18 protein-coding genes, 1 tRNA gene and 1 pseudogene are annotated in these 16,167 nt (G+C 60.9%); 9 read left to right on the forward strand and 11 right to left on the reverse strand.

Annotated features, from left to right (window positions below; genetic code table 11):
* Window positions 1–379: 379 nt before the first annotated feature.
* Window positions 380–2,005 carry a methyl-accepting chemotaxis protein gene (locus IAE38_RS14975; protein ID WP_201218156.1) on the forward strand — a complete coding sequence of 542 codons (1,626 nt, stop codon included), beginning with the start codon at window positions 380–382 and terminating at the stop codon, window positions 2,003–2,005.
* Between the two features lie 612 nt (window positions 2,006–2,617).
* On the opposite strand, the gene IAE38_RS14980 is transcribed toward IAE38_RS14975, so the two are convergent.
* From IAE38_RS14980 to IAE38_RS15005, 6 genes and pseudogenes are all read right to left on the reverse strand, one after another.
* Entirely contained in the window at window positions 2,618–2,830 is a 213-nt protein-coding gene (locus IAE38_RS14980) for a hypothetical protein (RefSeq protein ID WP_201218157.1), read from the reverse strand.
* A gap of 65 nt (window positions 2,831–2,895) precedes the next feature.
* Entirely contained in the window at window positions 2,896–3,315 is a 420-nt protein-coding gene (locus IAE38_RS14985) for a hypothetical protein (protein WP_236404058.1), read from the reverse strand.
* Window positions 3,312–3,431 (reverse strand): annotated as a pseudogene (locus IAE38_RS24345) (glycoside hydrolase); the annotation flags it as partial. The gene IAE38_RS14985 and the pseudogene IAE38_RS24345, both read right to left, overlap by 4 nt.
* A gap of 223 nt (window positions 3,432–3,654) precedes the next feature.
* Window positions 3,655–4,017 (reverse strand): hypothetical protein, encoded by a 363-nt coding sequence (locus tag IAE38_RS14995; protein WP_201164510.1) that lies wholly within the window; start codon window positions 4,015–4,017, stop codon window positions 3,655–3,657.
* Window positions 4,018–4,187: 170 nt separating this feature from the next.
* A complete protein-coding gene (locus tag IAE38_RS15000) occupies window positions 4,188–4,406 on the reverse strand; it encodes a hypothetical protein (RefSeq protein WP_201164509.1) in 219 nt (72 codons plus the stop codon).
* Window positions 4,407–4,996: 590 nt separating this feature from the next.
* A tRNA-Ser gene (locus tag IAE38_RS15005) sits at window positions 4,997–5,084 on the reverse strand.
* A gap of 133 nt (window positions 5,085–5,217) precedes the next feature.
* Between IAE38_RS15005 and IAE38_RS15010 the strand changes: the two genes are divergently transcribed.
* The 8 genes from IAE38_RS15010 to IAE38_RS15045 all read left to right on the forward strand — a co-directional run bounded on the left by IAE38_RS15010 (window position 5,218) and on the right by IAE38_RS15045 (window position 11,008).
* Entirely contained in the window at window positions 5,218–5,889 is a 672-nt protein-coding gene (locus IAE38_RS15010; protein WP_028633595.1) for a Bax inhibitor-1/YccA family protein, read from the forward strand.
* A gap of 210 nt (window positions 5,890–6,099) precedes the next feature.
* Complete coding sequence (locus tag IAE38_RS15015; RefSeq protein WP_201218158.1) at window positions 6,100–7,479, forward strand: nucleobase:cation symporter-2 family protein; 1,380 nt, start codon at window positions 6,100–6,102, stop codon at window positions 7,477–7,479.
* A gap of 86 nt (window positions 7,480–7,565) precedes the next feature.
* Entirely contained in the window at window positions 7,566–7,958 is a 393-nt protein-coding gene (gene tusD, locus IAE38_RS15020) for a sulfurtransferase complex subunit TusD (protein WP_028633597.1), read from the forward strand.
* A gap of 1 nt (window position 7,959) precedes the next feature.
* On the forward strand, window positions 7,960–8,319 hold the full coding sequence (gene tusC, locus IAE38_RS15025; RefSeq protein WP_201218159.1) for a sulfurtransferase complex subunit TusC: 360 nt from the start codon (window positions 7,960–7,962) through the stop codon (window positions 8,317–8,319).
* A complete protein-coding gene (gene tusB / locus IAE38_RS15030; protein WP_201218161.1) occupies window positions 8,319–8,615 on the forward strand; it encodes a sulfurtransferase complex subunit TusB in 297 nt (98 codons plus the stop codon). The genes tusC and tusB overlap by 1 nt, the downstream gene beginning before the upstream one ends.
* Window positions 8,612–8,947 carry a TusE/DsrC/DsvC family sulfur relay protein gene (locus tag IAE38_RS15035; protein WP_201218162.1) on the forward strand — a complete coding sequence of 112 codons (336 nt, stop codon included), beginning with the start codon at window positions 8,612–8,614 and terminating at the stop codon, window positions 8,945–8,947. The genes tusB and IAE38_RS15035 overlap by 4 nt, the downstream gene beginning before the upstream one ends.
* The gene (locus IAE38_RS15040; RefSeq protein WP_201218163.1) at window positions 8,944–9,954 is read left to right on the forward strand and encodes a glycosyl transferase family protein; all 1,011 of its coding nucleotides are present in this window, start codon (window positions 8,944–8,946) and stop codon (window positions 9,952–9,954) included. The genes IAE38_RS15035 and IAE38_RS15040 overlap by 4 nt, the downstream gene beginning before the upstream one ends.
* Before the next feature lie 94 nt (window positions 9,955–10,048).
* Complete coding sequence (locus IAE38_RS15045; RefSeq protein WP_201218164.1) at window positions 10,049–11,008, forward strand: glutathione S-transferase family protein; 960 nt, start codon at window positions 10,049–10,051, stop codon at window positions 11,006–11,008.
* Window positions 11,009–11,125: 117 nt separating this feature from the next.
* Here the strand turns inward: IAE38_RS15045 and cysG are convergent, their stop codons facing one another.
* Genes cysG through lolA form a run of 5 tightly spaced genes read right to left on the reverse strand, consistent with a single transcriptional unit; the run spans window position 11,126 to window position 16,158 of the window.
* Window positions 11,126–12,514, reverse strand: a complete 1,389-nt coding sequence (cysG, locus tag IAE38_RS15050) for a siroheme synthase CysG (protein ID WP_201164502.1) — start codon at window positions 12,512–12,514, stop codon at window positions 11,126–11,128.
* Window positions 12,515–13,795 carry a serine--tRNA ligase gene (gene serS, locus IAE38_RS15055; protein ID WP_060482943.1) on the reverse strand — a complete coding sequence of 427 codons (1,281 nt, stop codon included), beginning with the start codon at window positions 13,793–13,795 and terminating at the stop codon, window positions 12,515–12,517.
* 30 nt (window positions 13,796–13,825) lie between these two features.
* A complete protein-coding gene (crcB, locus tag IAE38_RS15060; protein ID WP_028632348.1) occupies window positions 13,826–14,200 on the reverse strand; it encodes a fluoride efflux transporter CrcB in 375 nt (124 codons plus the stop codon).
* A complete protein-coding gene (locus tag IAE38_RS15065) occupies window positions 14,197–15,522 on the reverse strand; it encodes a replication-associated recombination protein A (RefSeq protein ID WP_201164501.1) in 1,326 nt (441 codons plus the stop codon). The genes crcB and IAE38_RS15065 overlap by 4 nt, the downstream gene beginning before the upstream one ends.
* 12 nt (window positions 15,523–15,534) lie before the next feature.
* On the reverse strand, window positions 15,535–16,158 hold the full coding sequence (gene lolA / locus IAE38_RS15070) for an outer membrane lipoprotein chaperone LolA (RefSeq protein WP_028632346.1): 624 nt from the start codon (window positions 16,156–16,158) through the stop codon (window positions 15,535–15,537).
* Between the last annotated feature and the right edge of the window lie 9 nt (window positions 16,159–16,167).

Below are 16,167 nucleotides of genomic sequence, written 5' to 3' on the forward strand. Positions count from 1 at the left end.
CGAGCAAAGCTCGCGATGCGCCGCGCGGGCGGCGCTCGATCTCCCAGGCGCAGAACCTATCACGGCGAACACTGGATGACCCTCCCCCGATCTTGACCCGCCTCTTGGCCCAGCATGCGGTGCGGCTGGGAGACCTTCAACGGCTAAGACAGCCACTAACCTTCCCTATCGCAAACTTCTGCACTCCCCCTCCCCACCCCCAAATAATTAAAACGAAAGCGTTATCGCTTTTGTTACAGAAAAATATTTCCCTTTAACCATAAAGTTTAATAGCCCCTTGGCCGACAGCCTGAGCAAGAACGGAGTTCATAACCGTCCGCCCTCGAGCCCGTACCGCCTTGCTTAGATTAGCAAGTATTGCAACATCAAGGAGCTTCACATGTATTTAAGAAACCTCAAAATCGGCATCCGCGCCACTGCCATTTTCGCCGCCCTCGCCCTCCTGGTTTTAATACTCGGCCTCACCTCCCTGAACCGCATGCACACGATGGACAGCGCCACCGACGAGGTACGCACTTCGTGGCTTCCAGCCGTCATGCTGCTGGATGAAATGAGCATGAACCTGGGCCGCGCCCGCGCCCTGGCGCTGCGCAGTGTGCTGGAAGACAGCCCCACGGCCAGAACTGAAACACTCGATAAGATCGAGACCATCAACAAACAATATGAAACCCAACTAAGCGACTATGAAAAGTCGATAACGGAACCCACTGACCGTTCGCTGTTTGAAACTTTCTCCGCTGCAAGCACAACCTATCACGGCTTGCAGAATGCTATTCGTGAAGCCGTTCGCAATAATGATCTGGAAGAAGCCAAACGCTTGGTGAATGGATCACTGGCCGATTATGCCGACGCCATGATGAAAGCGTTGATTCAGCTCACTCACTATAATGCCAACGGGGCAACACACGCCTCAGAGGCCAGCAGTGAAGCCTACGAACAGTCATTTGCTATTATCGCCGTGACCATTGTGATCATCATCAGCCTGATGATCGCGCTGGCCATCTTGCTGACCCGCAGCATCGTGCTGCCACTGGCAGAAGCAGTAAATGTAGCCGAGCGGGTAGCCGCCGGGGAACTCAACCAGGACATTCAGGTGAAGGGCCGCGACGAATCCGCGCTGCTGCTGCTGTCGCTTTCAAAAATGAAGGACAGCCTGCGCGAAACGATCGCCAGCATCGCTGCCGCCTCGGACCAGCTAGCGTCCGCTTCGGAAGAGCTGTTCACCGTCACCGAAGACACCAGCCGCGGCCTGCATCAGCAAAGCGCCGAAATCGACCAGGCTGCCACTGCCGTGAACCAGATGACCGCAGCGGTCGAGGAAGTGGCCAGCAACGCCGTTAATACCGCCGATGCCTCCAAAGGCGCAGACCAGAGTACCCGGGATGGCCAACAGCGCGTCAATGAAGCGTTGCAGTCCATCGGCCACCTGGTGGGCGATGTGACCACCACTTCGCAGGAAATCGAACACCTGGCCAGTAGCGCCAACGAAATTAGCCGCGTGCTGGATGTGATCGGCTCCATCGCAGGCCAGACCAACCTGCTGGCGTTGAACGCCGCCATCGAAGCGGCCCGCGCTGGCGAAGCAGGCCGGGGCTTTGCCGTGGTAGCAGACGAAGTGCGCGCCCTAGCCCACAGGACGCAGCAATCCACCGCAGAAATAGAAGGCATGATCACCGGCATCCAGACCGGCACCGAATCGGCTGTAAACGCCATGCATGCCAGCAAGGGCCGAGCGACCGGCACCCTGGAAGTAGCCCAGTCCGCTGGCCAGGCCCTGGACATCATTGCCGAGGCCATTTCGTCCATCAACCAGCGCAACCTGGTGATCGCCAGCGCTTCGGAAGAGCAGGCCCAGGTAGCACGTGAGGTGGACAGGAACCTGGTGAACATCAGGGACCTGGCCATGCAGACGTCAGCCGGCGCGAATCAGACCAGTGCCGCGGCGCAAGAGCTGTCGCGGTTGGCGGTCGAGCTGAATGGGATGGTGGGCAAGTTCAAGGTGTGATCAGCGGCCGCTGCTCGCCGCCATGTGCGGTGAGCAACGGGGAATGCGGTGGGGGCACTGAATGCAACGCCGGCCCTGTCACGCTCGGCGACGGTAACCGGTTACGAGCAACAGGAGGCCGGGGATCAGCAGGCCGATAGCGGTGTAGCCGAATGCAGGTTGGCCAGAGGCACCTACCGCAGCGAAAGCGGCGCCGGTTGCGAGCAGCGGTGCTGCTGCCAAATAGAATGGTTTGGCTGAAGTGCCCATATCGAACCTCCTGTTTGATGGGGCTGGGGAGCTCGCGCCCGACTGACGTCGGGGTGAAGGTCGACAGTACTGGGTGTTGTCAGTGGTGACAAGTCAGATCAGTGCGATGACGTTGCAATGAGCTGTTTTGGGCGCCCCAAAAACGCAAAAATCCCTGGATAATCAGGGCTTTGAATATGGCGGAAGCGTAGTGATTCAAACTCTACGATAGTTGCCCATCGACGGTTTTCAAGAGCGTGGGATAAAGCCAGAACCTATGCCGCTTGCGGGGCGTAATCGACTCCAATACAAACACGAAACGCCACGGCTATAGACCCCATACTGCAAGGGTCGCCGTTTAGGTTTTGGAATCGAAATTCGGCGTTATTCAGTGGTGTTGGTGACAGCACGCACAACGGTAGACAAGCCCTGCGCCTTCACTGCAGCATCCTTCAAGCACTTATCCTGCTCAGCACCTTGAAGCCGGATACACGACACGGCTTTATTGTTGAGGTCAGCAATCGTGTTGTAGAAACCAAATGCTGTCGCAGAGACAACAGCGAGGATGACTAAGTAGACAAACGTGACAGGGTTCATGCGGTAATCCATGCAATGGCAATTGGCCGCACATCATACAATGGATTCCCCAGACTACTACTCTTTCAGCTTCCAGTACTGCAGCAGTGTCGGTTTGCTTGCGATAGGCATAGCCCCAGCTCCTTGTCGATGATCGAGGTGGCGGCCGCGCACTCATCGCCGCCGGCACGTTCCTGCTGCAGCCGGTTTGCGGCCTGGTAGTCGGCTTGGGCACTGGAACGAGCATCGGCGACCGCCTTCTCAGCGCTGGCCTGGGGCTGTTGCGCGGCAAGCTGCAGGTCGCCCAGCGCTATACCCTGCTCAGTAGTCAGGGCAACCAGATTGTCTCGGGCAGCCTGGCACGCCCCGGCCTTCTCGGCCATGGCCGCGATATCGACGCGAGCGTCTTGTATCTGGCCATGCTGGCACCAAAATAGGCCGGAAGCTGCCAGGGCTAACACCAGCCAGAGCGGTATAGCCTTCAATGCCGCAAGCGCGGCGTTCATGCCAGCGCCCCGCCCATCTCCACCCACTTGCCCAACAGCTTGTCTAGGCGGTGTGGATTTTGTCCTTAGACATTACCTGGGAAGCTGGCCCAGATGTTCGAGCATTTGGCGATGGCGTTGGCGAAAACAATGTACAAAAAAGCCCCTCCGGAGGACCCGACCAATGTGGCCGGGTCCAATTCCGGAAAGGCCGCACACTGGCCGACGCTGGCAAGTGCGCCGGTCACTGCGAGGGCGCCGGTACTTGGCTCGGCCATAAGCACTGTTCCATAAAAAAGCCCCAGCATTTGCCAGGGCTCGAAACGACTGAACCCGGCTTTCATAACCGGGCTCAAGGATTCAGTTGGACTGCTGCCTACTGTGATGCCAGTAGAGGTACAGCAATCCCAGAGGTGCGATGAAGATCGCCAAGAACCAGCACATGAACATCGTGATCACCTTGACAAACAGCATCAACAGCGCGTTTACGAAGAACACGTTGCGCCCCATGATGAAGCCCACCACGCTTTCATACACGAATCGGGAGTAGGGATAGAGCAAGGTGCTTACCACCGAAATTGCAACCGTTGCAAAGTCAATTCCGTGCGGTGCGCGTGATTTCATGTAGATGAAAAAAACCGCAAAGAGTGCACCAAAGAACAACTGCCGAGCGTAATAGCTAGGTGTGAGTCCGCCAATGGTCATCGCCAGAAACTGCCGCATAAGATCCGTCTCAAGTTTCAAAAAGGGAGCAAATTTTAGCAGCCTATCCGCACATCAAGTAAATCCCTGAAACAAAAAGCCCAGCATTTAGCTGGGCTTTTTTTGCCACTCCTCGATAACGCGCAGGAATAACAGGATGGGGAAATAATCGGCCATGCGGCCATTTAATGTCAAGCGGCATTTTCAATCGACAGGCCTTCGTAGTACAGAATTTCGGCTGCAGGCTCCAGCGCTTCTTCGGCCATTTGCTTCAGCACCTCCTCGATATCCTTCCTCCAGCGACGGCGAGTTCGCTCAGCTCGATCATCCGGGTCCCAACGGTTGAGATCATAGAACTGGGCCGGCAATACGATCATATCGCTCGACGGCTTTCCTTCGGCGCCCTTCATCCTCGGGGTCGCCCAGGCCTAAACTGCACTGGTGATGAACAGCTTCGGAGCATGGGGGCAAAGCCCTCGCCGTGAACAGAAGAAGACCCATAAGAAGCTGCGAATCCTGCTGGAGGTGGACGGATCGGCCAGCGGCTTGGGCGTCCTTATCGAAAAGATCTTGAAGCGAAACGCTGGGCAAGTATCGCCATGCCTGATCCTCACCGAAGCGGGCAAACGGGTTACTGCGCCGATGCTACGCCACCGCTAGGATGATGCCCGGAAAGATGCTGTGAAGGAGGCCGTCGCCACCGGTGACAAGTTGCTAGCCAACCAGATCAGCCAGTTCCAATTCCGCGACCTTTGACCCAAGGCGGCCTCGGAAATCGCCAATCTAGACCATGCCAGCCTGCTGCTGGACCACGCAAAAGGAGACATCACCGAAAGGGTTTACCGACGCGTCGGGGCGCTCGCCAAGCCGACCAAATGATCAAAGTTTTAGGACGCGTCCTAATACGATGATGGGAGCAGTACTCGTAAGGGTATTCCCAAAGGCAGATTTTCTATGCCCCAAAAACGCAAAAAGCCCTGAATAATCAGGGCTTTGAATATGGCGGAAGCGTAGAGATTCGAACTCTAGGATAGTTGCCCATCGACGGTTTTCAAGACCGTTGCCTTAAACCACTCGGCCACGCTTCCAGCTTGTTTTGCGGGCGCCATCATACCGTAATGAAACAAGCTGTCAAACTCTCTGTGTCGCGGGTTGCAGGAGCTCTGGTAGACTCCTACCATCTGAACGTTCCAAACCACAGGTCTACCTAGGAGTCTCGCCATGCGCGAACAGGATTACGCCGTCCATCACGGCCAGCAGGTCGAGCAGCAGGAGATCAGCAAGGTCCTGCGCAACACTTACAGCCTGCTGGCGCTCACCCTCGCTTTTAGCGGCCTCATGGCCTTCATCTCCCAGCAAATGCACTTCGGCTACCCGAACGTGTTCGTCGTGCTCATCGGCTTCTACGGGCTGTTCTTCCTCACTGCCAAACTGCGTGATTCGGTCTGGGGTCTGGTGTCCACCTTTGCCCTCACCGGCTTCATGGGCTTCATCCTCGGCCCCATCCTCAACCGTTACCTGGGCATGAGCGGTGGCGCTGAAGTCGTCAGCTCGGCATTTGCCATGACTGCACTGGTGTTCGGCGGCCTGTCGGCTTACGTGCTGATTACCCGCAAAGACATGAGCTTCCTCAGCGGCTTCATCACCGCAGGCTTCTTCGTGTTGCTGGGTGCCGTGGTGGCGAGCTTCTTCTTCCAGATCAGCGGCCTGCAACTGGCTATCAGCGCGGGCTTCGTGCTGTTCTCGTCGGTCTGCATCCTGTTCCAAACCAGCGCGATCATTCACGGTGGTGAGCGCAACTACATCATGGCGACCATCAGCTTGTACGTTTCTATCTACAACCTGTTTGTCAGCCTGCTGCAGCTGTTCGGCATCATGGGTCGCAGCGACTGATCCATTGCCATGCTCGAAAGCCCGCTTCGGCGGGCTTTTTTGTGCCTATCGCACGTGTCAGGCCTGAACCAGTTCCAATCATTATTCTGACTATAAAGTCAGCTAAATGAACAAAACGTCGCCGATTGCGTGTGTAGCTGGCTTGGCGCTACCACTGATGCGATCCAGCCCGTAGAATGCGCTCCTTTTTCTTCCGGGGCAGCTTGCGCAATGAGCTCGAATGAACACAGCCCAGACGCCGTGGCGCCTGACAATGAACTGGTATTGGGCCTTGAGGACAAGCCACGGCTGGCCATCAGCCTGTTGGCGGCGCTGCAACACTTGTTGGCGATCATTGTGCCTATCGTTACCCCGGGTTTGCTGATCTGCCAGGCACTGGGGGTATCGGCGCGGGACACCAACCTGATCGTGTCCATGTCGTTGGTCATTTCAGGTATTGCCACCTTCGTGCAATGCAAACGCTTTGGTCCGTTTGGGGCTGGGCTGCTGATCGTGCAAGGTACCAGCTTCAACTTCGTCGGCCCGCTGATCGCCGGGGGTGCGCTGATGGTGAAGCAAGGCACACCGGTTGAAGGGGTCATGGCCGCGATCTTTGGCGTGGTGATTGCCGGCTCGTTTGTAGAGATGGGTGTTTCGCGCATTCTGCCGTTCGTCAAACGGCTGATTACGCCCCTGGTCACCGGCATCGTCGTGCTGATGATTGGCCTCACCCTGATCAAGGTCGGCCTGATCAGCATGGGCGGCGGCTTTGGCGCCATGGCCAATGGCACCTTCGCCAATGGCGAAAACCTGCTGTTGTCGGGTGTGGTGCTGGCGATCATCGTCGTGCTCAACCGCATCCCGGTGGTGTGGCTGCGCAGTTGCGCCATCGTCATCGCCTTGGCAGCGGGCTATGCACTGGCCGGCTACCTGGGCCGGCTGGATTTTACCGGCATGCATGAAGCGGCGCTGTTCCAGGTACCGACGCCCCTGCACTTCGGCCTGGGCTTCTCCTGGGCGTTGTTCATCCCGATGCTGGTGATCTACCTGGTCACTTCGCTGGAGGCCATTGGTGATGTGACGGCTACCAGCAAGGTGTCCCGGCAACCGGTAGAAGGGCCTGTGTGGATGCGGCGCATCAAGGGTGGTGTGCTGGTGAACGGTGCCAACTCACTGCTGGCCGGCGTGTTCAACACCTTCCCCAGCTCGATTTTTGCGCAGAACAACGGGGTTATTCAGCTAACCGGCATCGCCAGCCGGCATATCGGCGTGTGGATTGCCGTGATGCTGATACTGCTGGGGCTGTTCCCAAGCGTGGCAGGGGTGATTCAGGCAGTGCCGGAGCCGGTGCTGGGCGGCGCCGCCATGGTCATGTTCGGTGCGGTTGCGGCCTCTGGCATCAATATTCTGGCCAGCACCCGGCTGGACCGGCGCGCGCTGCTGATCATCGCCGTTTCCCTGGCCCTGGGCCTGGGTGTGGCGCAGGTGCCGGAGTTCCTGGCGCACATGCCGGCGGCCATTCGCAATGTGCTGGAATCTGGCGTGGCCACCGGCGGTATCTGTGCACTGGTGCTGAACTGGTTTCTGCCAGAAGGCAAGGAACAGGCCTGACCCGCCAAGCACCGGCAAAAGCCTGCGGCAAGCGAGCGCAGGCTTTTTTGCTTTATCATGGCGGTATCCCTTTGCATGAGTTAGCCATGAAATTCGCTATCGCGGTGTTCTCCCCGGCCCATGCGCCCTCCTCCCGGCGCGCCCTGCGTTACGCCGAGGCGGTGCTGGCCGGCGGGCATGAGATTGCCCGGCTGTTCTTCTATCAGGACGGGGTGCACAGTGCCTCGGCCAACCTCGTGGTACCGCAGGACGAACTGGATGTGGCCGGGCAATGGCGGGCGTTTATCCAGGCCAACCAGCTCGACGCTGTGGTGTGCATTGCTGCTGCGCTGCGCCGTGGCGTGCTGGATGAAGCCGAAGCCAACCGTTACCAGCGCCCCGCCGTGAACCTGCCGGCGCCCTGGGAACTCTCCGGTCTTGGCCAGTTGCACGAAGCGGCCCAGCTGGCTGACCGGCTCGTGTGTTTTGGAGGCGATTGATATGGCCAAATCCTTGTTGATCATCAGCCGCCAGGCCCCATGGAATGGTCCATCGGCCCGCGAAGCACTGGATATCGCACTGGCGGGCGGTGCCTACGACCTGCCCTTGGGCATGGTGTTTCTGGACGATGGCGTGTTCCAGCTTGCCAACGGCCAGCTGCCTGCCGCATTACAGCAAAAAAACCTGGGGGCCAACCTGCAGGCGTTACCGATGTTCGGCGTTGACGCACTGTTTGCCTGCGGGCACAGCCTGGCCAGCCGGGGCCTGGCAGCAGGCGACCTGGCACTGCCGGTGCAGGTGCTGGATGACGCCGCACTCACAGGGCTTATCGCGCAATACGACCAGGTGGTGACCCTCTGATGGCGACCTTGCATGTAATTGCCCACTCCCCCTTCGGCGATGAGCGGCTGCGCAGTTGCCTGCGCCTGCTTGGGGCTGAAGACGCGGTGTTGCTGTGCGGTGACGCCGTTTACGCACTGCGGCCTGGCGCTGCACCTCATCAGCAGCTGCAACAGGCCAACCTGGCGGATCGCCTGTTTGCCCTGGAGGAGGACCTGCAGGCCCGCGCAATAGAGAACCCACTGGCAACGGCGGTCGATTACCCAGGTTTCGTCGCGCTTTCACTGCACTACGACAAGGTCAACAGCTGGTTATGAACACGCTCGATAGCGGCAGCCAGGCCATCGCGCTGGACAAAGACGGCTTTCTGGTGGACTTGCACGCCTGGTCCCACGAAGTTGCCCAGGGGCTCGCCACCCGTGAAGGCATCGCCCTCACCGCCGACCACTGGGAAATCCTCGAACTGCTGCGCCAGTTCTACCAGGAGTACCAGCTCTCACCGGCCACGCGCCCGCTGATCAAGTACGCAGCGCTGAAGCTGGGCCCCGAGAAGGGCAACAGCCCACACCTGAACCGACTGTTCAATGGCACCCCCGCCAAACTTGCCGCCAAGCTGGCGGGCCTGCCCAAGCCGACCAATTGCATATGACCCAGCCCACCCCACCCCGCCCGCTCACCCTGCAAACGCCAGCTGAGCACCCATTTGCCGAATTCGTGCGCATTCTGGGCAAAGGCAAGCGCGGCGCCCGCGGCCTCACCCGGGAAGAAGCCTACGCCGCCATGACCCTGCTGCTGGAAGGCAAGGTCGAGGACGCGCAACTGGGTGCCTTCCTGATGCTGCTGCGGCATAAGGAGGAAAGCGCAGAAGAGCTCGCTGGCTTCACCGAAGCCCTGCGCGCGCACCTGCAAGCCCCCGCCATTGCCGTGGACCTGGACTGGCCCACCTACGCGGGCAAGAAGCGCCACCTGCCTTGGTACCTGCTGGCCGCCAAGTGCCTGGCGGCCAATGGCGTGGGCATCCTGATGCATGGCGGCGGTGCACATACCGCAGGGCGGCTGTACACAGAGCAGTTGCTCGACTTGCTGCAGATTGCGCTGTGTCGCAGCTGGGGTGAGGTCGAGCGCACGCTGGGCCAAGGCAACCTGGCGTTCTTCCCCTTGCAGGACTGGGCGCCGCAGTTACAGCGCATGATCGACCTGCGCAACACCTTGGGCCTGCGCTCCCCCATTCACTCCCTGGCCCGGGTACTCAACCCGCTGGGGGCGAAGTGCGGTCTGCAGAGCATCTTCCACCCCGGCTACCAGGCCGTGCACCGCGAAGCCAGCCGGCTGCTGGGTGACCATGCCGTGGTGATCAAGGGCGATGGCGGCGAGATCGAGGTAAACCCGGATGTCATCAGCCACCTTTACGGGGCCACCGATGGCCAGGCGTGGGACGAAGAGTGGCCAGCGCTAAGCGAACGGCGACACGTGAAACCGGCGAGCCTGCAGCCCGAGCATCTGCTGGCCTTCTGGCGCGGCAACGTCGAGGACAGTTACGGTGAGAAGGCGGTCATCGCCACCATGGCCCTCGCCATGCGGGGGCTTGGCCAGGACCGCGACGCGGCCTTCGCAACCGCTCGCCAGTACTGGGACGCCCGCAACAGATCGATTTGACCGATCATATCGCCTGACTCTTTGGGTTATTCGTTCGAACCACATGCCCTAGACTGGACTCCAACGACAAATCGCTTTTGTTAAGGAGCTCATCATGGGCCTGTTGATCGATGGCCGCTGGCATGACCAGTGGTATGAAAACGGCAAGGACGGCACGTTCAAGCGCGAGAACGCCCAGCGCCGCAATCAGCTGCCCGCCGCCGAGGCCGGTCGTTACCACCTGTATGTGTCGCTGGCGTGCCCCTGGGCCCACCGAACCTTGATAGTACGCGCCCTCAAAGGCCTGGAGCCGCTGATAGATGTCTCGGTGGTGAGCTGGCTGATGCAGGACCAGGGCTGGACGTTCGATCAGCAGCAGGGCTCTACTGGCGACCATCTCGACGGCCTGCAGTATCTGCACCAACGCTATACCGAGGACGATCCCAAGTACACGGGCCGGGTGACCGTACCGGTGCTGTGGGACAAGCAGGAAAAGCGCATCGTCAACAACGAGTCGGCGGAGATCATCCGCATCTTCAACACGGCGTTCAATGGGCTGACTGGCAATACCCTGGACCTGTACCCCGAGCACCTGCAAACAGCCATCGATGGGCTGAACGAGCGTATCTACCCGGCTGTAAACAACGGTGTGTACCGGGCTGGCTTCGCCACGACCCAAGCTGCCTATGAAGAGGCGTTTGATGATGTGTTCAGCGAGCTGGACCATCTGGAAGCGCTACTCGACCGCAACCGCTACCTGGCCGGCGAGTACCTGACCGAAGCTGATGTTCGCCTGTTCACTACGCTTGTGCGCTTCGATGCGGTGTACCACGGGCACTTCAAGTGCAACCTGCGCCGCCTGTGTGATTACCCCAATCTGACCCACTGGCTGCGCGAGCTTTATCAATGGCCGGGTGTGGCAGGCACAGTGAACATGGAACATATCCAGAAGCACTATTACCTGAGCCACACCACCATCAACCCGAACGGCATCGTGCCAAAAGGCCCGCTGCAGGATTTCAGCCAGCCTCACGACCGGGCGAGGCTGCCTGGTAAAGGGATCTACACCCGGTAGCCGACACCCCGTGTGGGAGCGGGTTTACCCGCGAAGCAGGCACCGCGGTGGATGGCACCGGCTTTGCCGGTGTTCGCGGCTGAAGCCGCTCCCACAGGTACATGAGCTGAAAAGAGGTTATGTACCGGCCCCTTCGAACCAGGCTAGCTTGTCCCGCAGTTGCACCACCTCACCCACAATCACCAGGGTGGGCGCGTGCACCTCGTGCCGGGCCACCAGGTCAGGCAGGTCCGCCAGGGTGCCGGTGAACACCCGCTGGTTGCGGGTGGTGCCCTGCTGAACCAGCGCCGCAGGCGTATCCGCCGCACGGCCGTGGCGGATCAGTTCGGCGCAAATCGTCGGCAAGCCTACCAGGCCCATGTAGAACACCAGGGTCTGGCCTGGCGCTACCAGGTCGGTCCATGGCAGGTTGCTGGTGCCGTCCTTCAGGTGACCGGTGACGAACCGCACAGATTGCGCATAGTCGCGGTGGGTGAGCGGAATGCCGCCGTAGGCGGAGCAGCCGCTCGCAGCCGTGATGCCAGGCACTACCTGGAACGGGATGCCGTGCTCGGCCAGCTCTTCGATTTCCTCACCACCACGGCCAAAGATGAACGGGTCACCCCCCTTCAGCCGCAGCACGCGTTTGCCTTGCTGGGCCAGGTCCACCAACAGGCGGTTGATCTGGTCCTGGGGCACGGCATGATCGGCGCGGCGCTTGCCCACGTAAATGCGCTCGGCGTCGCGGCGGCACATGTCGATGATGGCCGGGGCCACCAGCCGGTCATACAGCACCACGTCCGCCTGCTGCATCAGGCGCAAGGCACGGAAGGTGAGCAAATCCGGGTCGCCCGGCCCTGCCCCCACCAGGTACACCTCGCCGCCCTGTTGAACCGGAGCACCGTCGACCATGGCTTGCAACAACCGCTCGGCCTCGGCGCCCTGCCCGGCCAACTGGCGCTCGGCAATCGGGCCCTGGAACACGGTTTCCCAGAACCCGCGACGCTGGTTGACGTCCGGGTAAAGGGATTTGACCCTGTGCCGGAACCGCGCTGCCAAACCGGCCAGCTCGCCATAGGCGGCAGGTATCCAGGCCTCCAGCTTGGCGCGGATCAGGCGTGCCAGCACCGGCGCATCGCCACCGCTGGACACGGCGATCACCAACGGCGAGCGGTCGACGATGGCGGGGAAAATCACCGTGCACAAGGCCGGCGCGTCCACCACGTTGACCGGCAGGCTCAACGCCTGCGCATCCGCCGACACCTGGGCATTGAGGCCAGGGTCGTCGGTGGCAGCGATCACCAGGCGGCATTCGGCAAGGTCGGCTGCCTGGTAACCACGCACCCGCACTTCACCGCCGCCTTCCCGGGCCATGGCGGCCAGCTGGCCGTCCACGTCCGGTGCGACTACGCGCAGCGCGGCGCCGGCATCGGCCAGCAGGCGCGCCTTGCGCAAGGCAATTTCGCCACCGCCGACGACCAGCACCAGGGCGCCCTGCAGCTTGTGAAACAGCGGCAGGTAATCCATTTAGCGAATGACCTCGACGCCGCCCATGTACGGCTTCAGCACATCCGGTACGCGGATCGAACCATCGGCCTGCTGGTAGTTTTCCAGCACAGCCACCAAAGTACGGCCAACAGCCAGGCCGGACCCGTTGAGGGTGTGCACCAGCTCAGGCTTGCCGGTTTCCGGGTTGCGCCAGCGCGCCTGCATGCGGCGCGCCTGGAAGTCGCCACAGTTGGAGCACGAGCTGATTTCACGGTATTTGTCCTGGCTGGGCACCCACACTTCCAGGTCGTAGGTTTTCACTGCGCCAAAGCCCATGTCGCCTGTGCACAGGGCCAGTACGCGGTAAGGCAGTTCCAGCAACTGCAGCACACGTTCGGCGTTGGCGGTGAGGCCTTCCAGGGCTTCCATCGACTTGGCCGGCTCTACCACCTGCACCATCTCGACTTTGTCGAACTGGTGCTGACGGATCATGCCGCGGGTGTCGCGGCCAGACGCACCGGCCTCACTGCGGAAACACGGCGTGTGTGCGACCAGCTTGAGCGGCAGTTGCTTGGCATCGAGGATTTCCCCGGCCACCAGGTTGGTCAGCGACACTTCAGCGGTCGGGATCAGGTAGAAGTCAGCCTCACCCTCACGGGTGATCTTGAACAGGTCTTCCTCGAACTTCGGCAACTGGCCGGTGCCTTGCAACGCAGGGGCCTGCACCAGGTAAGGGGTGTAGTGCTCTTCGTAGCCATGTTCACCGGTGTGCAGGTTGATCATGAACTGCGCCAGCGCACGGTGCAGGCGGGCGATGGGGCCACGCAGCACGGCAAAGCGGGCGCCAGACAGCTTGGCAGCCGCCTCGAAGTCCAGGCCGCCGCTCACTTCACCCAGGGCAACGTGGTCCTTGATCTCGAAATCGAAGGCTGTCGGCGTGCCCCAGCGGCGCACTTCGACGTTGTCGTCTTCACTGGCGCCCACCGGTACGCTGGCGTCCGGCAGGTTGGGGAGGGTCAACAGAATGCCGTCCAGCTCAGCCTGAATACCGTCCAGCTCGGCCTTGCCAGCAGCCAGTTCGTTGGCCATGCGCTCGACGTCGGCCATCAGCGGTGCAATGTCCTCGCCCTTGGCCTTGGCCTGGCCGATGGACTTGGAGCGGGCGTTACGCTCGGCCTGCAGCTGCTCAGTGCGGGTCTGCACCGCCTTGCGGCGTTCTTCCAGTGATTCGATGCGCGCGACATCCAGGCTGAAGCCACGGGAGGCCAGGCGTTCTGCCACTTCCTGAAGTTGGCCGCGTAACAGTTTGGAATCGAGCATATCGTTCTCTCGTTATAGGTAGGTGTTGGTTCAGAAACGGGTAAGGCACAACCCGGCCCAGGTCGCGAGCAGGCCGCCCACCACACTGATACCGGTATAGCCCAATGCCAGGGGTACCTGCCCGCTTTCCAGCAAGCGTACGGTATCCAGCGAAAAGGAAGAAAAGGTGGTCAGGCCGCCCAGAAAACCCACGATCAGGCCGGCACGCAGCTCCACCGGCACCATGGGTTTGTGCAAGAACAGCCCGTACAAAAGACCGATGAGCAGGCAGCCGACCAGGTTCACGGCCAGCGTACCCAGATAGAAGTGCCGTGGCCAGTGGGCGACCACCCAATTGCCGGTGGCAAAGCGTAGCAGGGTGCCGGCGATGCCACCCGCCGTCACCGCAGCGATCAACGCAATCATGGTTTTCTCCGCTGGCGGGGGCTGTTGCGGTCCAGGTCGGCCAGGTGCCGCAGCTTTTCACCGATCTTCAATTCAAGGCCCCGAGGTACAGGCTGGTAATAGGGGCGCGGCTCAAGTGCATCGGGGAAGTAGTCTTCACCTGCTGCGTAGGCATCTGGCTCGTCGTGGGCGTAACGGTACTCGTCGCCGTAGCCCAACTGCTTCATCAGCTTGGTCGGGGCGTTGCGCAGGTGCAGCGGCACTTCCAGCGAGCCATGCTCGGCAGCTTCGCGCAGGGCGGTCTTGAAGCCCACGTAAACGGCGTTGCTCTTGGGGGCACAGGCGATGTAGGTGATGGCCTGGGCGACGGCGAGCTCGCCCTCCGGGCTACCTAGGCGCTCCTGCACGTCCCATGCCGCCAGGCACAGGCTGAGCGCACGGGGGTCGGCGTTGCCGATGTCTTCGCTGGCCATGCGCACCACACGGCGGGCGATGTACAGCGGGTCGCAGCCACCATCGAGCATGCGCGCGAACCAGTACAGGGCCGCATTCGGATCAGATCCACGCACCGATTTGTGCAGCGCCGAAATCTGGTCGTAGAACGCTTCGCCACCCTTGTCGAACCGGCGGCGGCTGTCGCCCAGCAGGCTCTGCAGCAGTTCTACATTGATTTCGCTGCCGTCTTCGGCCAGGTCGGCGGCGTTTTCCAGAAAGTTGAGCATGCGCCGGCCATCGCCGTCGGCAGCGGCCATCAGCATCTTGAACGCCTCATCGCCAACTTGCAGGTTGCGCTTGCCCAGGCCACGTTCTTCGGTCAGTGCACGGTTCACCAGCTTGCGCAGGGCCGCTTCGTCCAGGCTCTTGAGCACGTACACCCGTGCCCGTGAAAGCAAGGCGTTGTTGAGTTCGAACGATGGGTTTTCGGTGGTCGCGCCGATGAACAGCAGGGTGCCGTCTTCCACAAACGGCAGAAAGGCGTCCTGCTGCGACTTGTTGAAGCGGTGAACTTCATCGACGAACAGAATGGTGCGCCGGCCGTATTGCCCGGCCTGCTGCTTGGCCACCTCCACCGCCTGGCGGATCTCCTTGACCCCGGCCAGTACCGCTGACACGGTTTCGAAATGCGCATCGCAGAACTGGGCCAACAGCCGCGCCAGGGTGGTCTTGCCCACCCCAGGCGGGCCCCAGAAAATCATCGAATGCAGTGCGCCCTGCTCCAGCGCCTCACGCAGCGGCTTGCCACGGGCCAGCAGGTGCTCCTGGCCCACGTACTCGTCCAGGTTGGACGGGCGCAGGCGCGCCGCGAGGGGCTGGGCGACAGGTTCGCTTCGAAACAGGTCCATGACGGGCTCTGGTTACTCCTTGATCACATCCGCGCCTTTGGGGATGTCGAACTTGAAGCGGCTATCGGCCACTGCCTGGTTGGCCTTGACGCCGTTGAACAGGATGTTGGTGCGCTGGCCGACACTGTCGATCAGCTGCATGTCGTTGATCAGGCCCTTGCGGAACGACACGCGCAGCGAATCGAACAAGGTGTCCTTGGTTTTGGGCTTGAGGGTGAAGTCCATCACGTCCCCCTGCTGCTTCGACGTAATGTCGAAGCTCTGGCTGATCTTCGAGACGTCACCGGACAACAACAGCGCCGGGGTCTGGTTCAGGCGCACGTCGAGCTTCTTGATGGTGGCCTGTTCCAGGTCAGGGTCCCACAGGGTGACGTTGATGCCGTCTGACACCACCACCTGCTCCTGGGGCGCATCGGTGTGCCAGTAGAACAGGCCTGGCCGTTTCACGGTCATCTTGCCAGACGTTTCCTGCAGGCTGGTGCCACCGGCATCCAGGGTCAGCTGGGAGAAATTGGCCTCGATGGTTTGCGACTTCTCCAGCAACTGGGTCAGGCGTTGAACGTCTTGCTCGCCGGCAAAGGCTGCAACAGGGCCCAGGGCAAGGGCAGAAACCAACAGCATGCGAATTGCGCGCATGGGAATCCT

The organism is Pseudomonas sp. S32 (assembly GCF_016648095.1).
GTDB classification, from domain to species: Bacteria; Pseudomonadota; Gammaproteobacteria; order Pseudomonadales; family Pseudomonadaceae; genus Aquipseudomonas; species Aquipseudomonas parafulva.

Excerpts from the sequence above, each read along its gene's own strand:
- IAE38_RS14975 (WP_201218156.1), top strand. The coding sequence starts at position 380 with ATGTATTTAAGAAACCTCAAAATCGGCATCCGCGCCACTGCCATTTTC.
- IAE38_RS14980 (WP_201218157.1), bottom strand. The coding sequence starts at position 2,830 with ATGAACCCTGTCACGTTTGTCTACTTAGTCATCCTCGCTGTTGTCTCT.
- IAE38_RS14985 (WP_236404058.1), bottom strand. The coding sequence starts at position 3,315 with ATGAACGCCGCGCTTGCGGCATTGAAGGCTATACCGCTCTGGCTGGTG.
- IAE38_RS14995 (WP_201164510.1), bottom strand. The coding sequence starts at position 4,017 with ATGCGGCAGTTTCTGGCGATGACCATTGGCGGACTCACACCTAGCTAT.
- IAE38_RS15000 (WP_201164509.1), bottom strand. The coding sequence starts at position 4,406 with ATGAAGGGCGCCGAAGGAAAGCCGTCGAGCGATATGATCGTATTGCCG.
- IAE38_RS15010 (WP_028633595.1), top strand. The coding sequence starts at position 5,218 with ATGCGCGAACAGGATTACGCCGTCCATCACGGCCAGCAGGTCGAGCAG.
- IAE38_RS15015 (WP_201218158.1), top strand. The coding sequence starts at position 6,100 with ATGAGCTCGAATGAACACAGCCCAGACGCCGTGGCGCCTGACAATGAA.
- tusD (WP_028633597.1), top strand. The coding sequence starts at position 7,566 with ATGAAATTCGCTATCGCGGTGTTCTCCCCGGCCCATGCGCCCTCCTCC.
- tusC (WP_201218159.1), top strand. The coding sequence starts at position 7,960 with ATGGCCAAATCCTTGTTGATCATCAGCCGCCAGGCCCCATGGAATGGT.
- tusB (WP_201218161.1), top strand. The coding sequence starts at position 8,319 with ATGGCGACCTTGCATGTAATTGCCCACTCCCCCTTCGGCGATGAGCGG.
- IAE38_RS15035 (WP_201218162.1), top strand. The coding sequence starts at position 8,612 with ATGAACACGCTCGATAGCGGCAGCCAGGCCATCGCGCTGGACAAAGAC.
- IAE38_RS15040 (WP_201218163.1), top strand. The coding sequence starts at position 8,944 with ATGACCCAGCCCACCCCACCCCGCCCGCTCACCCTGCAAACGCCAGCT.
- IAE38_RS15045 (WP_201218164.1), top strand. The coding sequence starts at position 10,049 with ATGGGCCTGTTGATCGATGGCCGCTGGCATGACCAGTGGTATGAAAAC.
- cysG (WP_201164502.1), bottom strand. The coding sequence starts at position 12,514 with ATGGATTACCTGCCGCTGTTTCACAAGCTGCAGGGCGCCCTGGTGCTG.
- serS (WP_060482943.1), bottom strand. The coding sequence starts at position 13,795 with ATGCTCGATTCCAAACTGTTACGCGGCCAACTTCAGGAAGTGGCAGAA.
- crcB (WP_028632348.1), bottom strand. The coding sequence starts at position 14,200 with ATGATTGCGTTGATCGCTGCGGTGACGGCGGGTGGCATCGCCGGCACC.
- IAE38_RS15065 (WP_201164501.1), bottom strand. The coding sequence starts at position 15,522 with ATGGACCTGTTTCGAAGCGAACCTGTCGCCCAGCCCCTCGCGGCGCGC.
- lolA (WP_028632346.1), bottom strand. The coding sequence starts at position 16,158 with ATGCGCGCAATTCGCATGCTGTTGGTTTCTGCCCTTGCCCTGGGCCCT.